The organism is Pyrinomonadaceae bacterium (genome assembly GCA_036277115.1).
Lineage (GTDB): Bacteria > Acidobacteriota > Blastocatellia > Pyrinomonadales > Pyrinomonadaceae > UBA11740.
In genome coordinates this window covers 398,324-413,785 of record DASUNM010000023.1, presented here as the reverse complement: position 1 = coordinate 413,785, position 15,462 = coordinate 398,324, and the positions used below count along the sequence as shown (strand labels likewise).

The window sequence follows — 15,462 nt, the reverse complement described above, 5'->3', positions numbered from 1 at the left end:
CGTTGTCACCTGCTTTTGCTTTTGACCTGCAGTTGACGGTATTTCCAGCGCTGTGCTAAGAATCTCAGTGCAGTACCCCCCTTTTTACCAACCCCTAGCAATTAATTAGTTCCCCCGCGGAGGCTAACTATGGCTGACGACAATGGCGGAGGAAGCGGCAGCACCGGTGTGGTTGCGGTGTTGGTGATTTTCCTGGTCGTGGTGATTCTGGCCGTGCTGGCCTGGCGCGGTGGCTGGTTCGGTGGCCGAAAGACGCAGGTCAACGTCAACGTGACTGTGCCTCAACAGCAGCAACCAGCGGCGCCGCGATCGTCGCCGTAACTTTCTGGCAACTCAACTCTAATTTCGGGAGGAACTTTAAAAATGGCTGATGATAATGGTGGAGGCGGTAGCAGCGTAGGCGTTGTTGCCATCCTCGTAATTTTCTTAATTGTAGTCGTGGCGGTTGTTTTCGCCTGGCGCGGCGGCTTGTTCGGCGGCAACAAGACGCAGGTCAACGTCAACGTTTCGGCACCGAGTCGCTAGATTTTTTCTCGAGCTACTTAGGGCTGTCGAGCAAGCGCGAAGGATCGGTTGTCTTGGTCAGTTCGTCGAGGTTGAGGCGAACTGAGCCACCGGCGTCTGAGAATACTGCCGCGGCCTGGGCGCGACGTTGCCGGAATAGCAGAAATCCGAATACGCCGCCGATCGCGAGGCAAGCGAGCAGCGAGATGCCTGAACTCTTAACCACAGCGATTAGAACGCCGGCTGAAGTTTCCGCAAAATAGCGCTGCAGCTTGTCAGCCATAGTCGGGTCTTCTCCCAACCACTGCACAAGCTTTTCGTACCGAACCTGGTCTATGAGCTGGTTCGCGGCAGCTTCGTTCGTTCCGTTGAAGACAAAGACTGAGTAATTTCCAACGCGCCGGTAAGCGGTCGGTACGGGTTGCGCCTGACTCTTCAACTCCTGAATCTTTGCCGCGATTCGCTGATCGTTCTCGACCGAAAAATGCGGCGTGCTGAATTCCACGATGACGAGTTGCCCTTGCGCGTAATTCGCCGCGACCGCTTCCGTCCCACCTTCAAAACTGACTGAATCCAGCACCGGCTGATTTACGACGCTCAGCTTCAGATCGTCGAGCGTGACGCTGTACCTCGCGGTCTTGCCGGCCGTTTCCCAATTCGGAAGGTGCTTGACAAGGATGGGGGTGTCATCCTCAGCCGTCGCGGGAACAACAGGCTGCGGCTGCGCGACCGCAAACGCGGCCACAATCATCGTGAATACCACTGCAAACACAAACCTGCGCACTTTAATTACCTCAGCCAGACCGTTTAGAACCCGCCATCAGTGCGATGTTCCCGGAACGTGAAGAGTTGCGAGTCTCGCCGGTTTGAGTTTAATGCCAGCGACGCAGCTCGCGCAAAAGCAGATCGGCGTAATGACGAGGATTGTTGATGTTCTTCAGGACGGTCGAGCCGCCCAGCTCGCTCGCGTTGTCGATGACGACGTCTCCGAAACCGAGGATCCTTTGCGGAATCGACGCAGAAACGGTGACGTCCTGAATCTTTGAAAGCGGCACGTTGCGCGTCGTCCGCGCGATTAAACCGTAATCGATTTCGATTTTAGAGTCAGTCAGCGTGTAACGAAGCATGTTGCGCCTGATGTGGTAGTAAGCCGGAATCAGGAGAAGTGCGAGCGCGATTGGCAGCGATAAATAAATCGGGATATCGATGAAGCTGACCATCGCAAGCAGAATGGTCAACACTATCGCGCCGACGATTGCCGCGACGTAGCCAATCTTCACGAACAGAAGAGTAGGCCGAACAGTGAAGACCACATTTTCGATATCGTCATCTTCGGCATACCTTTGGGGTGCGGCCGGCGCCGCCGTTCTCGCGATCCTGGTTTCTTCCGGGTCGCGCACGCCTGTCCCGCAGTTCTTGCAGAACCGGCTGTCTGAATCGAGGAATGAACCACAAGTTGCGCAGCGCATCTTTATTTTGGCTCCTGAGCAGCGCTAATCATACATAAGGCGACTCTTTCTCCAAATACGAAACGAGGCGACGTCCGGTTCGACATCGCCTCGTTCAGGATAGTTTGAGACTTAAGATTTGAGATCCAGATCTCAGATTTCAGATTTCAAATCTCAGATCTCAAATCTCAGATCTCAGATCTCAAATCTCAGATCTCAGATTAGCGGCTACTGCGTCATCAACTGCAACCGACCGTCAGGCAGGCGGACAGTCAAAATGCTGGTTTCATAGATCGTCAGCGGCGCCGCCTGCTTCGAGTTTAATTTTGCCACTTGCGAACGCGACACGGTCGGCGCGTAGATCGCGGCGTTCGGGTCGCGCAGCAAATTGTAGCGGCGCGAGATGCGTCGCACGTATTCCTGGGTTTCCGCATAGGGAGGAATGCGCCATCCATACTTGTCGACCGCGCCTTCACCGGCGTTGTAACCGGCCAGCGCCAGCGACAAATTCCCTTCAAATCGATTCAGCAGCCACTTCATGTAGCGCGAACCGGCGTCAATGTTCTGCTTCGGATCAAAAATATTCGTAACGCCGAAGCGCGCCGCCGTTCCCGGCATCAACTGCATTAAGCCGCGCGCACCCTTGTGCGAGATAGCCCGCTGCTTAAAGCTCGATTCCTGATGCATGACTGAATAGATCAAAAGCGGGTCCAGCCCGTGACGCGTCGCCGATTCCATTATGTAGCCGTCAACCTGCGCATTTCCCGTCGTGAAGCCGCGTAGCGACGCGACGCTTCCAGCCGTCACTGGTTCAAATGACAGCGACGTCCGCTGAACAGACGCTGAAGGCTGCGTGGCGTCCGTGGCAGTTGAGGCGACTCCGGACCGCTTAGAACGGGGTGCCGTATTGAGCACGAGCGGCTGGGCCCTCGGCGCTTCCTGGATCTTGATTCCGTTGGAAGTATCAAAATTGTCGAAGGAATAGGCAGCGTTTTGGGCAAAAGCGGCGGGCGCCGTGAAAATTACGAGAACTACGATAAAGGGGAATCTGCGTTTCATTGGGATGCTTCGGCTGGCTTAGTGGCAGGCCTTGGAGATTTTCCGCATTTCGCGGACAACCGATACTACCAAAGTGTTAAAGATTTGCCAACCATTTTGGCAAGAGTGGTGCACAACGGCCATGACTGCCCAAATACGGCGTAAATAGTGATGTAAAAAAACTTGCGTTGACATGGGTAGTATCATGGCGCCTCATTTTCTGAGGGTTTCCGGCTTTATCAACCTTGCGTCCTTTTCGGACGCCTCCCAACCTAAGGAGAAAAGACATGAAGAAACTCCCGTCACTAATTCTCTTAGTCGTCTTGTTGTGTGCGGTGACTGCGGTTGCCCAAAACACAAATTCCGGCACCACATCGAACACTTCGACCGCCAATGCCAATAAGCCGAAGCGCGGCCCCGTTTTTCGCGCCAGTGCCGACCAGATCAAGCAGGCGCAGGCGCTTCTTAAGCAGCGTAATTTTTATGCGGGCGAGGAAACAGGAAAGCTCAGTCCTGAGACTCGGGCTGGCCTCAAGCTGTATCAGGCGGCCGAAGGATTGAAGGCCACTGGGACGCTAAACAAGGTCACCCTCGTGAAGATGGGGATCACCCTGACCGACAAACAAAAAGCAATGTAAGTGGCCCGCCAGAAGCCCGCAGCATCGGTCATGCGCGGGCTTCTGACCTTGCCTTACTTCGTGCGGACGTTCTCTGCGCCGATGTCTTCGAGCAGCGTTTCGAGCTTCTCGACGTCATCGTCGGTTCTTGCCTCAACGCCGAGCAAAATTCCGCCACCGCGCACGTCGGTGTCATAGACCTTTGCCCGGTGCTCTGGAATGCCCGTGCCGACGAGCAGACCAACCAATCCGCCGGTCGCTGCGCCCGCACCTGCGCCGGCCAACGCCGCCGCAATTGGTCCCGCGACAACTAACCCGAGACCGGGAATCGCAATCGCAGTTCCCACTCCGACAATCGCCGCCAGAACGGCGCCTACCGTGCCACCGATTGCGCCGCCAATCCCCAGGCCATCAGCCGCGTGCGACTTTGCCTGCACCGCGAACTCTTTGTTCCTGGTTGCATCCGACATCAGGACGCTGATGTCGTCACGCGCATATCCGCGCTTGATCAGTGCATCCACAGCCGCTTCGGCCGCCGCGCGGGTTTTAAAAAAGCCAGTGATAAAAGTCTTTGCCATAGTTTTGCTCCTTCGCTATTTGCATCAACTCGCCGCCATGAGTTTGAGCGCCGGAGAGAAACGGACTCGCTCGATCAAGCTGGTCGAGAATTAAATTTCGGGGGAATTGATTGTTACCGAGGGGGTAGAGTTATCTTGCGTCAGTGATGCGCGGGGTGTCAAACGTCGCCTACGCGGCCCGGATTGCGTTGAGAAGTTTCTCTAACTCGGTGGGAATCGGCGAAGTGAATTTCAACCGCTGGCCGGACTTTGGGTGGGTAAACCCAAGCTTCTCCGCATGAAGAAACTGGCGGTCGAGCTTGCCGATCTGGCTGCGAAGTACCGGATCGGCGACCGTATTGTCGCGGCCGCTGCCATAAGTTTCGTCGCCGACCACCGGGTGTTTGATCCACGCGAGGTGCACGCGAATCTGGTGAGTCCGGCCGGTCTTTAATTCAACATCGATTAGCGTAAACCGGTTGAATCGTTCACGCGCGCGATAAATCGAAAGTGCGGAACGGCCCCCTCGCACAATCGCCATGCGGGTGCGGTGACGCGGGTCGCGCGCGATTGGTTCGTCGATCTCGCCTCGATCACTTTTCAACTGTCCATGCACCAGCGCAACGTAAGACTTGAAGACCTCGCGCACCCGGAACTGCTCACCCAAATTTTCATGCGCCGGTTCCGTCTTCGCCGCAACCAGCAAACCCGAAGTGTCTTTGTCGAGCCGATGAACGATTCCCGGGCGTGCGACACCGCCGGCCGTTGAGAGGTTTTGAAAATGAAAAGCCAGCGCGTTAGCTAACGTCCCGGTCTTAGCTCCGGCGCCCGGGTGCACAACTATACCGGCCGGTTTGTTGAGGACGATCAAATCATCGTCTTCGTAAACGACGTCGATGGGAATGTCTTCGGGGAGGAACGACGTCGTGGGCAGCGCCGTCAGTTCCGCTTCTATTTCGTCATTGGCTCGGAGTTTGTAAGAAGCTTTTGCGGCGCGCCCGTTGACCAGCACGTCACCGTCTTCAATCAAGCGCTGAAGACGTGCGCGGCTCCAGCCTTCGATGCGCGAGGCGAGGAACGCATCAAGTCGCGCTCCCACGTCTGTTTCGGGGACGCTGAAGATGAAGGAGGACTCAGGTTCAGAGTTCAAGCTTTAGCGGGATGGATTACGGTTTACACGGGGTGATGGCCGCGTTCGTCTTCAGACGATCGGCGATGAACTTGTCGACTTCCGCTTCGATCAGTTCGCCATTCACGACAAACGCTTTCTCGGTCAGAAGGTCACCGCTTGAATTGCACTTCGCCGGATCGAGAAAGATGTTCCAGGGCGAGCCCCATTTTCGCGTGTCGCCGGTCAGTTGCCGGTATGCGTAATGCGCCGTCTTGTCGCGATCCTCGCGCAGTTCAGACTCAACCACAACGGGATATGGCGCGCCATTGGGACCGAAGTAAGTCTTAGACTCAGCAGCCGGTGCGTACTCGCTGACGGCGACGATCTCAAAACCCTGCGACTTGTATTTGTCGTAAAGCCGCGCTGCGACTGGTGCTTCGTTGCGCCAGTTCGGACACCAAGGCGCGAAATAGAGCACCATCACGAGCTTCTTTCCATTCATCAATGAACGAAGGCTCACCGGCTTGTTCGTGACCAGATCATTGAGAGTCCAGTGCTTGTAATTGACGGTCTTCTCAACGATCGGAGCGAACTCGTTGTTCTGTGCGTGCGCTGCCGTCGCTGTCAGGATCAAAGCTGCGAAGATTAGTACTGCTTTTTTCATGAAATCACACCCCGGGTTAGTTGCTCGCTTGGGCCGACTTTACCGTCTCGTCCAACAAAGGTTTTACAGCAGACTCGAAGACTTCCCGCGACTGTGGCCCGAAGAATGTCTTACGAATGCGGCCTTCGCGGTCAAGAATATGAGTGACCGGCAGACCCGGCCCGTTCAGAAACTGGTTACCAATTTCTTCGGCACCGCGCACGATCGTGTAATCCTGCTTAACATCTCGTTGGAAACTTTGAATTACGTCAGGCGTGTCGAGAGGTGAAACGGACGCCCCTACGACCGAGAGACCGTGCTGCTCAAGCTCACGCTGCAGCTGGTTAAACTCAGGCATCTCGGCGCGGCACGGGACGCACCAGGTAGCCCAGAAATTCAAAATCACAACGCGGCCGCGCAGATCGGTAAGGCGGAAAGCGCTGCCATCCAGTTTCGTGAATTCCACGTCCGGGGCCGTCCGGGCTCCCTGAATGTCATTCGAATTCGCCTGCCCGGTATCGCGCAATTTCAGACGCGACTCCCAATCGGGCAGCCAGGCCGCGAGCCGCGCGCTGTTCAGGATCGTCACCTTGTTGCTGATTATCAGCAGGCCAATCAAGATCAGCACGATGCCCGAAACCACTTCGACCTTGTGCAAATGACGCCGAAACTTTGTGTAGAAACCCAGAAACTGGTTGATGCCCAGGCCGGTTACCAGAAACGGCACGGCCAACCCGGCGGAATAAAATGCTGACAGAATCAGTCCGCCCTTCCAGCCGCCGGTCGTCGCAGCCAGGCCGATGATTCCACCGAGAATGGGGCCGATGCAGGGCGTCCAGCCGGCGGCGAAGGCGATGCCCAACATCAAAGAACCCCAGATGCCCCGTGACTCTTCGCTCTTGAACTGGCGCGTGTCCCGGTAGAGGTACTTGATCTTTAAAAGTCCGATCAGGTGCAAACCGAAAACGATGATCACTAAACCGCTGATGATCCGCACCCAGAAGTTTCCGAAGATTGCTGAGCCGATATACCCGGCGGTCGCGCCCAGGGTGAGAAATATCACGGAGAGGCCCGCGTTAAAGGCGAGCGAGTTTGCGATCACTGCGCGACGCGAATTCGCAGCGCCCTCTTTCAAGTGGTCGACGCTGACGCCCGACATCAAAGAGATGTAGCCCGGCACCAGCGGCAGAACGCACGGCGACAAAAACGACAGCAGTCCGCCGACAAACGCGATCACGATATTAAAAAGCGATATTCCCATTTCTTTGATAAGCGAGGACAGTGTCCCAAACCGGAGCGTTAAATTCAAATATGGTCAGGGATTCATTCCATTCGCGTCATTCTTCCGCAGTTTATCGAGACTCACGCGCGCCGCTTTGCGAACATCTTCGTTTTCATCCGCCAGCATCTCGCGCAATAACGCGATGGAATCCTTAGAGTTCACCTGGCTGAGCCGTTCAGCAATTCGTACTCGTACAAGCGAATAAGTATCGTTCTTCATCGACAGGAGGAGATTGTACGCGCGCGCATGTTTACTGGCAGCAAACGCCTCAGCCACTGCGAGGCGGGTGTCATCAACCTGGCTGGTCATCACTTTTTCCAATGCGTCAATCGCCCGATCATCATCAAACGTGGACAGCGCCCAGGCTGCTTTCGCGACGATAATCTGTTCGTCACTCCACTCAGGCTCAGCGCCGAACTTTTCCATCGCTGCCGCAAAGTGTGGAAGCGTTCGTTTGTCCTTCACATAGTAACCAAGCATCGAGGCAGCTTCCCGGTTCTTCTGGTTATCTTTTTCGAGCATCACCGCCCCGAGTGAGTTGATCAGCGCGCTCGTTTGTTCACTGTCGTTTGCGACGACGTTAAGAGTGCGGCTGAGGCGCGCCTTAAATGACGTCGGAACAGATTCGGCAGTGTACGCACCGACTCTTAGATTCCTCTCGACCGTTATCTCGTAAGATCCGGCATCTTCAAACGTGGCCCAATGCGGCAAATAGAGACGGATGTCGTAGGTCTTGCCGGCGGGAATAATTCCGCAGCCGCTAAAGCCACCAAACCCCGGGCCCGCGTCCGGCTGAGGGACCGCCTTCGCGTCTTCACGCACCACTGAAACTTTGAAACTGTTGGGCCGTCCAAGCTTGTTTCGATAGTCGCCGCCGATTCCGACACACAGATCGCGCGACGAGAAACTCTTGAAGTGGAACGACATGTACATGGGTTCCGAAAGCATGATGGTGTCCTTGTCCAGCTCGAGACTCACTTCAAAGAGGTCACCTTCAGACGTGGTGAAGGATTGCGAGGGAGTGGTTTGCGCCTGAGCAGCAAACGGCGCCACGGCAAAAACAAGAAAGATAAGCTTGAAAAGAGTTATTCGGGCCGTTCTGTGAGTGCTCATCTTAAAACTTCGCTTGCCTTGAGGTCGGATGATTCCGAGGAGATGTGGGCATGTTAAGTCGCGGGTACGGCGCTGTCAAAAATTGCTTAGGCCACTTAGCTTCATGCGGCGGTGAAGACGTGTGCAGGACGAAAACGACTTGGTGAAAAGGCTTCGAGATTGCGACCCGGTGATCGAGTAATGATCATGTTTGCTATGCAGTCGGCAGTAACCGGAGCCAGCAGGATCCCGTTTCGGTAATGACCGGTGGCGTAGAACAAACCGTCAATGTCGCCCGCCGCACCGAGCACCGGTAGATCATCCGGCGCATGCGGCCGGAAACCCGCCCATGAGTCCACAATCGCGGCCGATTCAAGTCCCGGAGCGATCTCAAAAGCCATCGATTTGATCGAGACCGCGCCTTCATCCGTCACGCGTTTGTCGAATCCCACGTGTTCGCTGGTTGAGCCCGCGAGCAGATGGCCATTGCGTCGCGGCACCAAATATCCGCGCGAGCTATAAATCACGTGACGCGCAAGCGGCGGGTCGTTTTGGAAACAGAGCATCTGCCCGCGCACTGGTTCAATCTGAACTGCCGCTGAATTCGTCGCTGAGGTCTTGAGAGCAGACGTCCAGGCGCCGGCGGCAATGACGACGATGGGCGCGGCGATGAATGTTCTTGCGCTCTCGCCTCCCAGCGAGCGGGGAACCGAATTTGAATGGCCACTTTCGATACCAGTCACGCGTCCATCTTCGATTCGAACCGATCTGACTTCGCAGTTCGGGATTAGCTGAACCCCGAGTTTCTGGTTAGCCCGAATGAGTGCCGAAATCAGTCGTCGATTATCGACCTGCCAGTCGTCGGAAAAGCGAAGCGCGCAACAGACACGCGACGCGATGTTAGGCTCTAAATGCCTCGCGTCTTTACCGTCTAGCCACTCGACGCGCAAACCGGCCCGCGTCTGCCAATCATAACGGCGCCGCATCTCTTGTTCGTCAGTTTCAGTGAAACCGACGTACAGCGTGCCGGTTTGCTCGAGCTGAACATCAATCCCGGTTTCGTCCTGAAGTGCGCGGGCAAAGGCAGGGTAAAGATCACGACTCGCACTGGCGAGTGCGAAAAAATCATCAACGCGATCAGCTTCAACTTGAGGGGCGAGGATTCCGCCCGCCGCCCACGATGCTTCCTTGCCGAACTCGCCGCGTTCGATCACGGTCACGTGACGCACACCGCGCAGTGCGAGTTCGCGCGCAATCGACAATCCGATAACGCCGCCGCCGACGATTAGGGCATCAGCAGACGGCTTTGCTGGAAATGGTTCATTCAGAGACACAGAAGTTCGTAGTCAGTTGTCAGTTCGTAGCTGAAGCTTTATTCTGCTTTGGTTAGCTGAAAAATCGTAAAGAAGAGGTTGGTGGTTCTGCTCACTGCCCACTGCTTACGGCTCACTACTTATGGCGCATCGTATCACACTGATTCCAGGCGATGGCATCGGCCCCGAAGTCGCTTCCGCCGTTGTGCGCATCATCGAAGCTTCCGGCGTCCCGGTCGAGTGGGAAAAGCATGTCGCCGGACAGGAAGCGCTGGATAAGTTCGGAAAGACGCTGCCTGACGAACTGCTCGAATCGATCAAACGAAACAAAGTCGGATTGAAGGGCCCCATCACGACGCCCGTGGGAAAGGGTTTCACTTCAGTCAACGTCGGTCTGCGCAAGGCGCTCGATCTCTTTGCCAACCTGCGTCCGATTCGGGCGTTGCCGAATGTTCCGTGTCGCAATCCCGAACTGGATCTGGTAGTCGTGCGCGAAAACACCGAAAGCCTCTATTCGGGTCTGGAACACGAAATCATTCCCGGCGTGGTCGAGAGCCTGAAGATCATTACTGAGAAAGCTTCAACGCGTATTGCGAAGTTCGCCTTCGACTTTGCCCGGGATGAAAAGCGAAAGAAGATCACCTGCACGCACAAAGCCAACATCATGAAGATGTCCGACGGGCTCTTCCTGAAATGCTTCCGCACCACCGCGCAGGATTACTCTGACATTGAATCGGCCGATATGATTATCGACAACGCGGCGATGCAGCTCGTGATGCGGCCTGAGCAGTTCGACATCCTCCTGTGCGAGAACCTTTACGGCGACATTGTTTCCGATTTGTGCGCCGGCTTGATTGGCGGTCTCGGCCTGGTTCCCGGAGCGAACATTGGCGAGAAGGGCGCGGTGTTCGAAGCGGTGCACGGTTCAGCTCCTGACATCGCTGGAAAGGGAATCGCCAATCCGACAGCTTTGCTGCAATCGGCGATTCTGATGCTGCGTCACATCGAAGAACGTGCCGCGGCGGAGAAAATCGAGCGCGCGATGCTGGCGGTCTTCGAAGAAGGAAAAGTTCGCACGCGCGACGTGGGCGGCTCAGCCAGCACAAATGAGTTCGCCGATGCGATCATCGCGAAGATGAAATAGCCCGGCGCCTGTGTAACATCCCAATCCTCGATTGTCCGACAAGCGTTCGCTGCGGCTTCGCAATCGAAATGTCTTAATAACGGCCTAACCGCATAAATCAGCGAAACTGAGGGCTTAATTCAAGCGAAGTCTGCAAACCGTGCATGCTTCTCGTTGGCATTAGGCTTGCCCAACGTTTCAGCATGAGACACAAAGCTATTTGCCAACTCTTGTTTATCGCTTTGGCTCTCCCCATCACTTTTCTTTCATTCGCATCGTCGTCCGCGAACGCACAGGCTTCGAAAACGACGACGCCGCAACTTTCAGCCGTCGACAAAGCCGCGGTACAGCGTTTTGAGCAGCGCGTGAAGGACTATATGAAAGTTCGCAATGCCGTAAAGGCTAAGTTGCCGAAACTTTCAAAGGACGCCACGCCGGCGCAGATCGAGAGCTATCGCGAGAATCTTGAAGCCGGAGTCCGCAACGCGCGGTCCGGCGCGAAACGCAGCGACATCTTTAACCACGACGGTTCGGATTACATTCGCCGAACCTTGAAGACAAATTTCGTGGGTCGCGATCGCGTTGAACTGCGTGAGATCGTTTTCGACGGCGAAACCGCAGGCGTGAAAGTGCGGGTGAATTATCCTTATCCGGAACCGGCCGAGTTTGTGGAGATGCCTCCGACGGTTCTGTTGAATCTGCCGCAGTTGCCGCCCGAAGTGAAATATCGCTTTGTCGGCCGCAACCTGCTGCTAATTGATGAGGACATCAATCTAATCCTGGATTACATGACTAACGCTTTGCCGTAAGGGAGCAAAGCAAAGGAGCAGGCGAAATCATGAAACGATTTATCTTTTCGGCGGTCGTAATGGCCGCGCTAATTCTTTCCAGCTCGCTCTCCCCATCAGCTTACGCGCAGACTGCTAACGGCAACGGTTCGAAAAACGGCAGTGCCGCCCGCGCCCATAGCGCGGTTAAGCTGACGTTGCCGCTCAAGAAAGATTCGCTGAAGTTTGCGGTGATGGGCGACACCGGCACCGGCAGCGACAAGCAACAGCAAGTTGCCGACAAGATGGTCCAGTATTACGGGACATACCCGTTTGAGTTCGTGTTAATGCTCGGCGACAACATGTATGGCGGCGAGTCCGCCAAAGACTTCGAAATTAAGTTTGCTGAGCCTTACAAACAGTTGCTGGACAAGCAGGTGAAGTTCTACGCAGCCTTGGGCAACCATGATCAGCGGCTGCAGAAAAACTACGTCAACTTCAACATGAACGGGAAGGAATACTACCGGTTCAAAAAAGGCAACGTTGCCTTCTACGCCCTGAACAGTACTTACATGGACAAGACACAGGTGAAGTGGCTCGAGGATGAGTTGGCGAAGGACACTTCAGAATGGAAAGTCGCGTTCATGCACCATCCGCCTTACTCGTCCGGCGGCAAACATGGATCGGACGACCAGTTACGTGAAGTCATCGAACCGATTTTCGTGAAGTACGGCGTGAACGTGGTGCTGACGGGCCACGATCACTTCTACGAGCGTATCAAGCCGCAGAAAGGCATCCACTACTTTGTCTCAGGCGCGGCCGGCAAGCTTCGCACCGGTGACATCAAGGATGGATCTCCGCTGACGGCGAAGGGCTACGATCGCGATTTGAGCTTTATGCTAATCGAGGTTGATGACAAGCAGATGCACTTCCAGGCGATTTCTCGCACCGGCGAAACGATCGATTCGGGAGTGATCAATCATCCGCGGGTTAAGCCGTAAGACCGGGGTTCGGGGCAGTAGCCCGACCGTAAGGGAGGGCGTTCTGAGATCTCAATTTCAAATCTGAGACCTCATCATCCATCCCTAACGGTCGGGCTACTGCCCCCTCGCGCTGACAGCGCTACTTTCCAAACAAGTCGCCGACCCTGGCGGCCACGTCGCCAACTTTATCGACCACCGCACCGCCGGCTCCGCTAATAGCGTTATCGACCTGCCCGGCAATTGGCCCTGGTAGTTTCTCTTTCAAAAAGCCGGTCACGGTCGTGACCGCCGTCCGGGCCTGGTCTTCTGAAATTCCGGTCTTTTCAGTAATGCGTTTGATGAGTTCGTCCATCTTTGTTTCCTCCGAGCTGTTATTCCCACGCCGACGTAACTTGCCCTTGCGCGTCGCGCCACTGCGGCGCCCACACCAGTGACAACAGTTTCACTGAGATGTTTGATTTGGTCGGTTTCAACTTCACCTTTTCCAATTCTTCGTTTTGCGGATCGCTGCCCTGTTGAATCGCTTCAGTTTCCGCTTTGAGTTGCGCGTCGAGATCGGCAAGCTGCTGGCTCACGGCCTCGACCGTTTCCTGCGCCCGTCCGACATCGCTCGACTCTTTCATCGTCTTACTGACACCGCGCGCTGCGGTAGTCGCACGTCCGAGCGTCGAAAGGCTGACCGTCTTGCGGCCGAAGAATGACGACAACAGGGTGGCGCCGAACGAAATAGCCGTTTGGACTTTTTGGCCCTGAGCCTGTTCAGCCTCGCGCGCAACTGCTTGCTCCGCTCGTCGCCGCTTTTCTTCGAGCGCGGACATCTTGGGCGCGTATTTCTGCCGCAGCTTCTCAACCATCTCGTCGCGCTTCTCGCGGCCGAGCTGTTGCAGCCGCACGCGAAAGTCGCGTTCCGATTCGCCGGGGTTCGAGATCAAGTCAAGGGAGGGGCTTTCGAACAACTCGAGCTTTTGATTTCGATAAAGCCATCCGGCGAAATCCTTCCGCCACGCATCGTAGTTCTTCGCCTTGCCGGCGGCTGCCGGCAGATTCGCGAAGCCCGCGCCGTCGGCGGGCGCTCCTTCGAGATCCTGAACGGACATATCCACCGCCGTGGCCTTATCCCAATCGACTGCGATTGGCCCTTCGTTAATGTTGGAAAGCAGCGTAAGTTCCTGTGACAAGTCCACCAACTTCGCTTTGCTGTAGTGAATTTCGGCGGCGCCCAAAACCATCGGCTGATAAGTGAGTGCGGCTCCGGCCGGTGCTTCGCTGCGTATCGGAATGAAATACTGCGCGACCTCAGGAGGTAGCACGGGTCGTTGCGTGACAGCAACAGCCGGAGCTGCGGCTGCTGCTGCCGAGGTCGCGGGCGCCGTTTGCGTCGCGGCAGCCGCGGCAGTGGCGACAGTAACCCCGGTGTTAGCTTGCGCCTTGATCGGCTCCATCAATGACTTGATTTGTGTTCGCGTGAGCGGCCCGCGCAGATATGACATTGCCCAACGAGTCTCGAAAACTTCAGGCGCGTCTTCGTGCACATTGTTGAGGAGAAAAATGCGATTGCCGAGGCCGGCGAGTATCTGTTCCATCTCCTGCCGGTCGAACTTTTGCCCGCTGCCGGCCGCCACGCCTTCCAGTCCCTCAATCACCCGCGCTTTATCACGCTCAGTTTGCAGCCGGCCGATGAACCAAGTGCCGGTGTTCGAAAGGCCCTTGTAATCCAGATCGACGGGGTTCTGTGTCGCCAACACTACGCCGAGCCCAAAAGCCCGACCTTGCTTCAACAACGTCAACAACGGAAGTTTCGAAGGAGGATTCGCCACCGGCGGAAAGTAACCGAAGATTTCATCCATGTAGAGAATCGCGCGCAGGCTGGTCGTGCCGGATTGCGTGCGCATCCATCCCAGCACCTGATTAAGCAAGAGCGACACGAAGAACATTCGTTCCGCGTCGCTGAGGTGCGCGATCGAGAAAATCGCCACTCGCGGTTTGCCCTCCGGAGTGTAAAGGACATTTTGAATGTCGAGTGGCTCACCTTCCATCCAGGCGCTGAAACCCGGCGCGGCCAGCAGATTGTTCAGAGACATCGCCAATTGGAAACGATCGCCGGACGGGAAAAACGATTCCACGTCGAGTACGCCAATCTTCGTCATGGGCGGCGATTGAATCTGTTGCATCAAGGCGGCGATGTCCAGGTCTTTCCCTGTCGCCCAGGCGCCGTTCATGATATTTGAGAGGAGAATGTGCTCGCGGCTCTTGATGGGGTCGGCCTCGATGCCAAGCAAGCCGAGCAGACTGGTTACGGTCGTGTTCACCCGCTCAGCCATCAGTTCGCTATCGTCGCGCACCGCCGGTGGCGGCGCCGCGAACGACTTCAGTATCGATACTTGAATGCCCGCGTTGCTGCCGGGCGTGTAAATCCGAAAGTCCGCCGTTTCGCGCAGTCGCTTTATGCGGGACCCGTCCTGGCCCCAATCCGCCATTCCTTGTTTCCAGGTTTCGGCCTGCGCCGAGGCGTAGTCCGCTGGTGAAAGATTTTTCTTTTGCGCGTCCTCCTGGTTGATCCAGGGCAGGAAGTCACTGGCCTGAAGATCCGGAAATGTCAGCATCAGGTTCGCGAGGTCGCCTTTCGGATCGATCACAATTGCCGGCACTCCATCGATGGCCGCTTCTTCGAGCAGGCCGATGCAAAGCCCGGTCTTGCCGCTGCCGGTCATGCCCACACAGACTGCATGCGTCACCAGGTCTTTCGAATCGTAAAGAACCAGGCCTTCGCGACGCTTCTTTTTTTTCAGATCATACGGCCGGCCGAGATAGAACGCTCCCAGCTTCTCAAAATCTTCCATCTTTTAGTCTCCTGTGCGACGCGACTTGTAGCGTGCTCGCTCCGGGGGGAAATGGGGTAATAGTACATACCAAATTTAGCGGCCGACACCAAGAACAGAGGGCCACGCCGCCGCGACCCTCGACCATGATTTTTCTTTGCTAAG

17 protein-coding genes are annotated in these 15,462 nt (G+C 55.9%); 6 read left to right on the top strand and 11 right to left on the bottom strand.

Annotated elements, in window-relative coordinates; all coding sequences use genetic code 11:
* The first annotated feature begins 129 nt into the window (after positions 1-129).
* Together VFX97_08755 and VFX97_08750 are read left to right on the top strand one after the other, a co-directional pair.
* The gene (locus VFX97_08755; protein ID HEX5703271.1) at positions 130-321 is read left to right on the top strand and encodes a hypothetical protein; all 192 of its coding nucleotides are present in this window, start codon (positions 130-132) and stop codon (positions 319-321) included.
* A gap of 42 nt (positions 322-363) precedes the next feature.
* On the top strand, positions 364-525 hold the full coding sequence (locus VFX97_08750) for a hypothetical protein (GenBank protein ID HEX5703270.1): 162 nt from the start codon (positions 364-366) through the stop codon (positions 523-525).
* 13 nt (positions 526-538) lie between these two features.
* Here VFX97_08750 and VFX97_08745 read toward each other — a convergent pair whose 3' ends face one another.
* From VFX97_08745 to VFX97_08735, 3 genes are all read right to left on the bottom strand, one after another.
* Positions 539-1,288: a hypothetical protein gene (locus VFX97_08745; GenBank protein HEX5703269.1), complete on the bottom strand. Its 750-nt coding sequence runs from the start codon at positions 1,286-1,288 to the stop codon at positions 539-541.
* A gap of 88 nt (positions 1,289-1,376) precedes the next feature.
* Entirely contained in the window at positions 1,377-1,973 is a 597-nt protein-coding gene (locus VFX97_08740; GenBank protein ID HEX5703268.1) for a PH domain-containing protein, read from the bottom strand.
* A gap of 207 nt (positions 1,974-2,180) precedes the next feature.
* Complete coding sequence (locus VFX97_08735; protein HEX5703267.1) at positions 2,181-3,011, bottom strand: lytic transglycosylase domain-containing protein; 831 nt, start codon at positions 3,009-3,011, stop codon at positions 2,181-2,183.
* 266 nt (positions 3,012-3,277) lie between these two features.
* Between VFX97_08735 and VFX97_08730 the strand changes: the two genes are divergently transcribed.
* Positions 3,278-3,628, top strand: a complete 351-nt coding sequence (locus VFX97_08730; GenBank protein ID HEX5703266.1) for a peptidoglycan-binding domain-containing protein — start codon at positions 3,278-3,280, stop codon at positions 3,626-3,628.
* A gap of 53 nt (positions 3,629-3,681) precedes the next feature.
* Here the strand turns inward: VFX97_08730 and VFX97_08725 are convergent, their stop codons facing one another.
* From VFX97_08725 to thiO, 6 genes are all read right to left on the bottom strand, one after another.
* Entirely contained in the window at positions 3,682-4,185 is a 504-nt protein-coding gene (locus VFX97_08725; GenBank protein HEX5703265.1) for a hypothetical protein, read from the bottom strand.
* 169 nt (positions 4,186-4,354) lie between these two features.
* A complete protein-coding gene (locus VFX97_08720) occupies positions 4,355-5,314 on the bottom strand; it encodes an RluA family pseudouridine synthase (protein ID HEX5703264.1) in 960 nt (319 codons plus the stop codon).
* A gap of 16 nt (positions 5,315-5,330) precedes the next feature.
* The gene (locus tag VFX97_08715; GenBank protein HEX5703263.1) at positions 5,331-5,939 is read right to left on the bottom strand and encodes a TlpA disulfide reductase family protein; all 609 of its coding nucleotides are present in this window, start codon (positions 5,937-5,939) and stop codon (positions 5,331-5,333) included.
* Between the two features lie 16 nt (positions 5,940-5,955).
* Positions 5,956-7,179, bottom strand: coding sequence for a cytochrome c biogenesis protein/redoxin (locus VFX97_08710; GenBank protein ID HEX5703262.1), 1,224 nt, complete (start codon positions 7,177-7,179; stop codon positions 5,956-5,958).
* Between the two features lie 54 nt (positions 7,180-7,233).
* Positions 7,234-8,313, bottom strand: a complete 1,080-nt coding sequence (locus VFX97_08705) for a HEAT repeat domain-containing protein (protein HEX5703261.1) — start codon at positions 8,311-8,313, stop codon at positions 7,234-7,236.
* Between the two features lie 101 nt (positions 8,314-8,414).
* Positions 8,415-9,626 carry a glycine oxidase ThiO gene (gene thiO / locus VFX97_08700; protein HEX5703260.1) on the bottom strand — a complete coding sequence of 404 codons (1,212 nt, stop codon included), beginning with the start codon at positions 9,624-9,626 and terminating at the stop codon, positions 8,415-8,417.
* 121 nt (positions 9,627-9,747) lie between these two features.
* Here thiO and VFX97_08695 point away from each other — a divergent pair, with 121 nt between their 5' ends.
* From VFX97_08695 to VFX97_08685, 3 genes are all read left to right on the top strand, one after another.
* Positions 9,748-10,749: an isocitrate dehydrogenase (NAD(+)) gene (locus VFX97_08695; GenBank protein HEX5703259.1), complete on the top strand. Its 1,002-nt coding sequence runs from the start codon at positions 9,748-9,750 to the stop codon at positions 10,747-10,749.
* A gap of 182 nt (positions 10,750-10,931) precedes the next feature.
* On the top strand, positions 10,932-11,537 hold the full coding sequence (locus VFX97_08690) for a hypothetical protein (protein HEX5703258.1): 606 nt from the start codon (positions 10,932-10,934) through the stop codon (positions 11,535-11,537).
* 29 nt (positions 11,538-11,566) lie between these two features.
* On the top strand, positions 11,567-12,496 hold the full coding sequence (locus tag VFX97_08685) for a metallophosphoesterase (protein ID HEX5703257.1): 930 nt from the start codon (positions 11,567-11,569) through the stop codon (positions 12,494-12,496).
* Positions 12,497-12,617: 121 nt separating this feature from the next.
* On the opposite strand, the gene VFX97_08680 is transcribed toward VFX97_08685, so the two are convergent.
* Positions 12,618-12,830, bottom strand: coding sequence for a hypothetical protein (locus VFX97_08680; protein HEX5703256.1), 213 nt, complete (start codon positions 12,828-12,830; stop codon positions 12,618-12,620).
* 19 nt (positions 12,831-12,849) lie between these two features.
* Positions 12,850-15,318, bottom strand: coding sequence for a hypothetical protein (locus VFX97_08675; GenBank protein ID HEX5703255.1), 2,469 nt, complete (start codon positions 15,316-15,318; stop codon positions 12,850-12,852).
* Positions 15,319-15,462 lie beyond the last annotated feature (144 nt).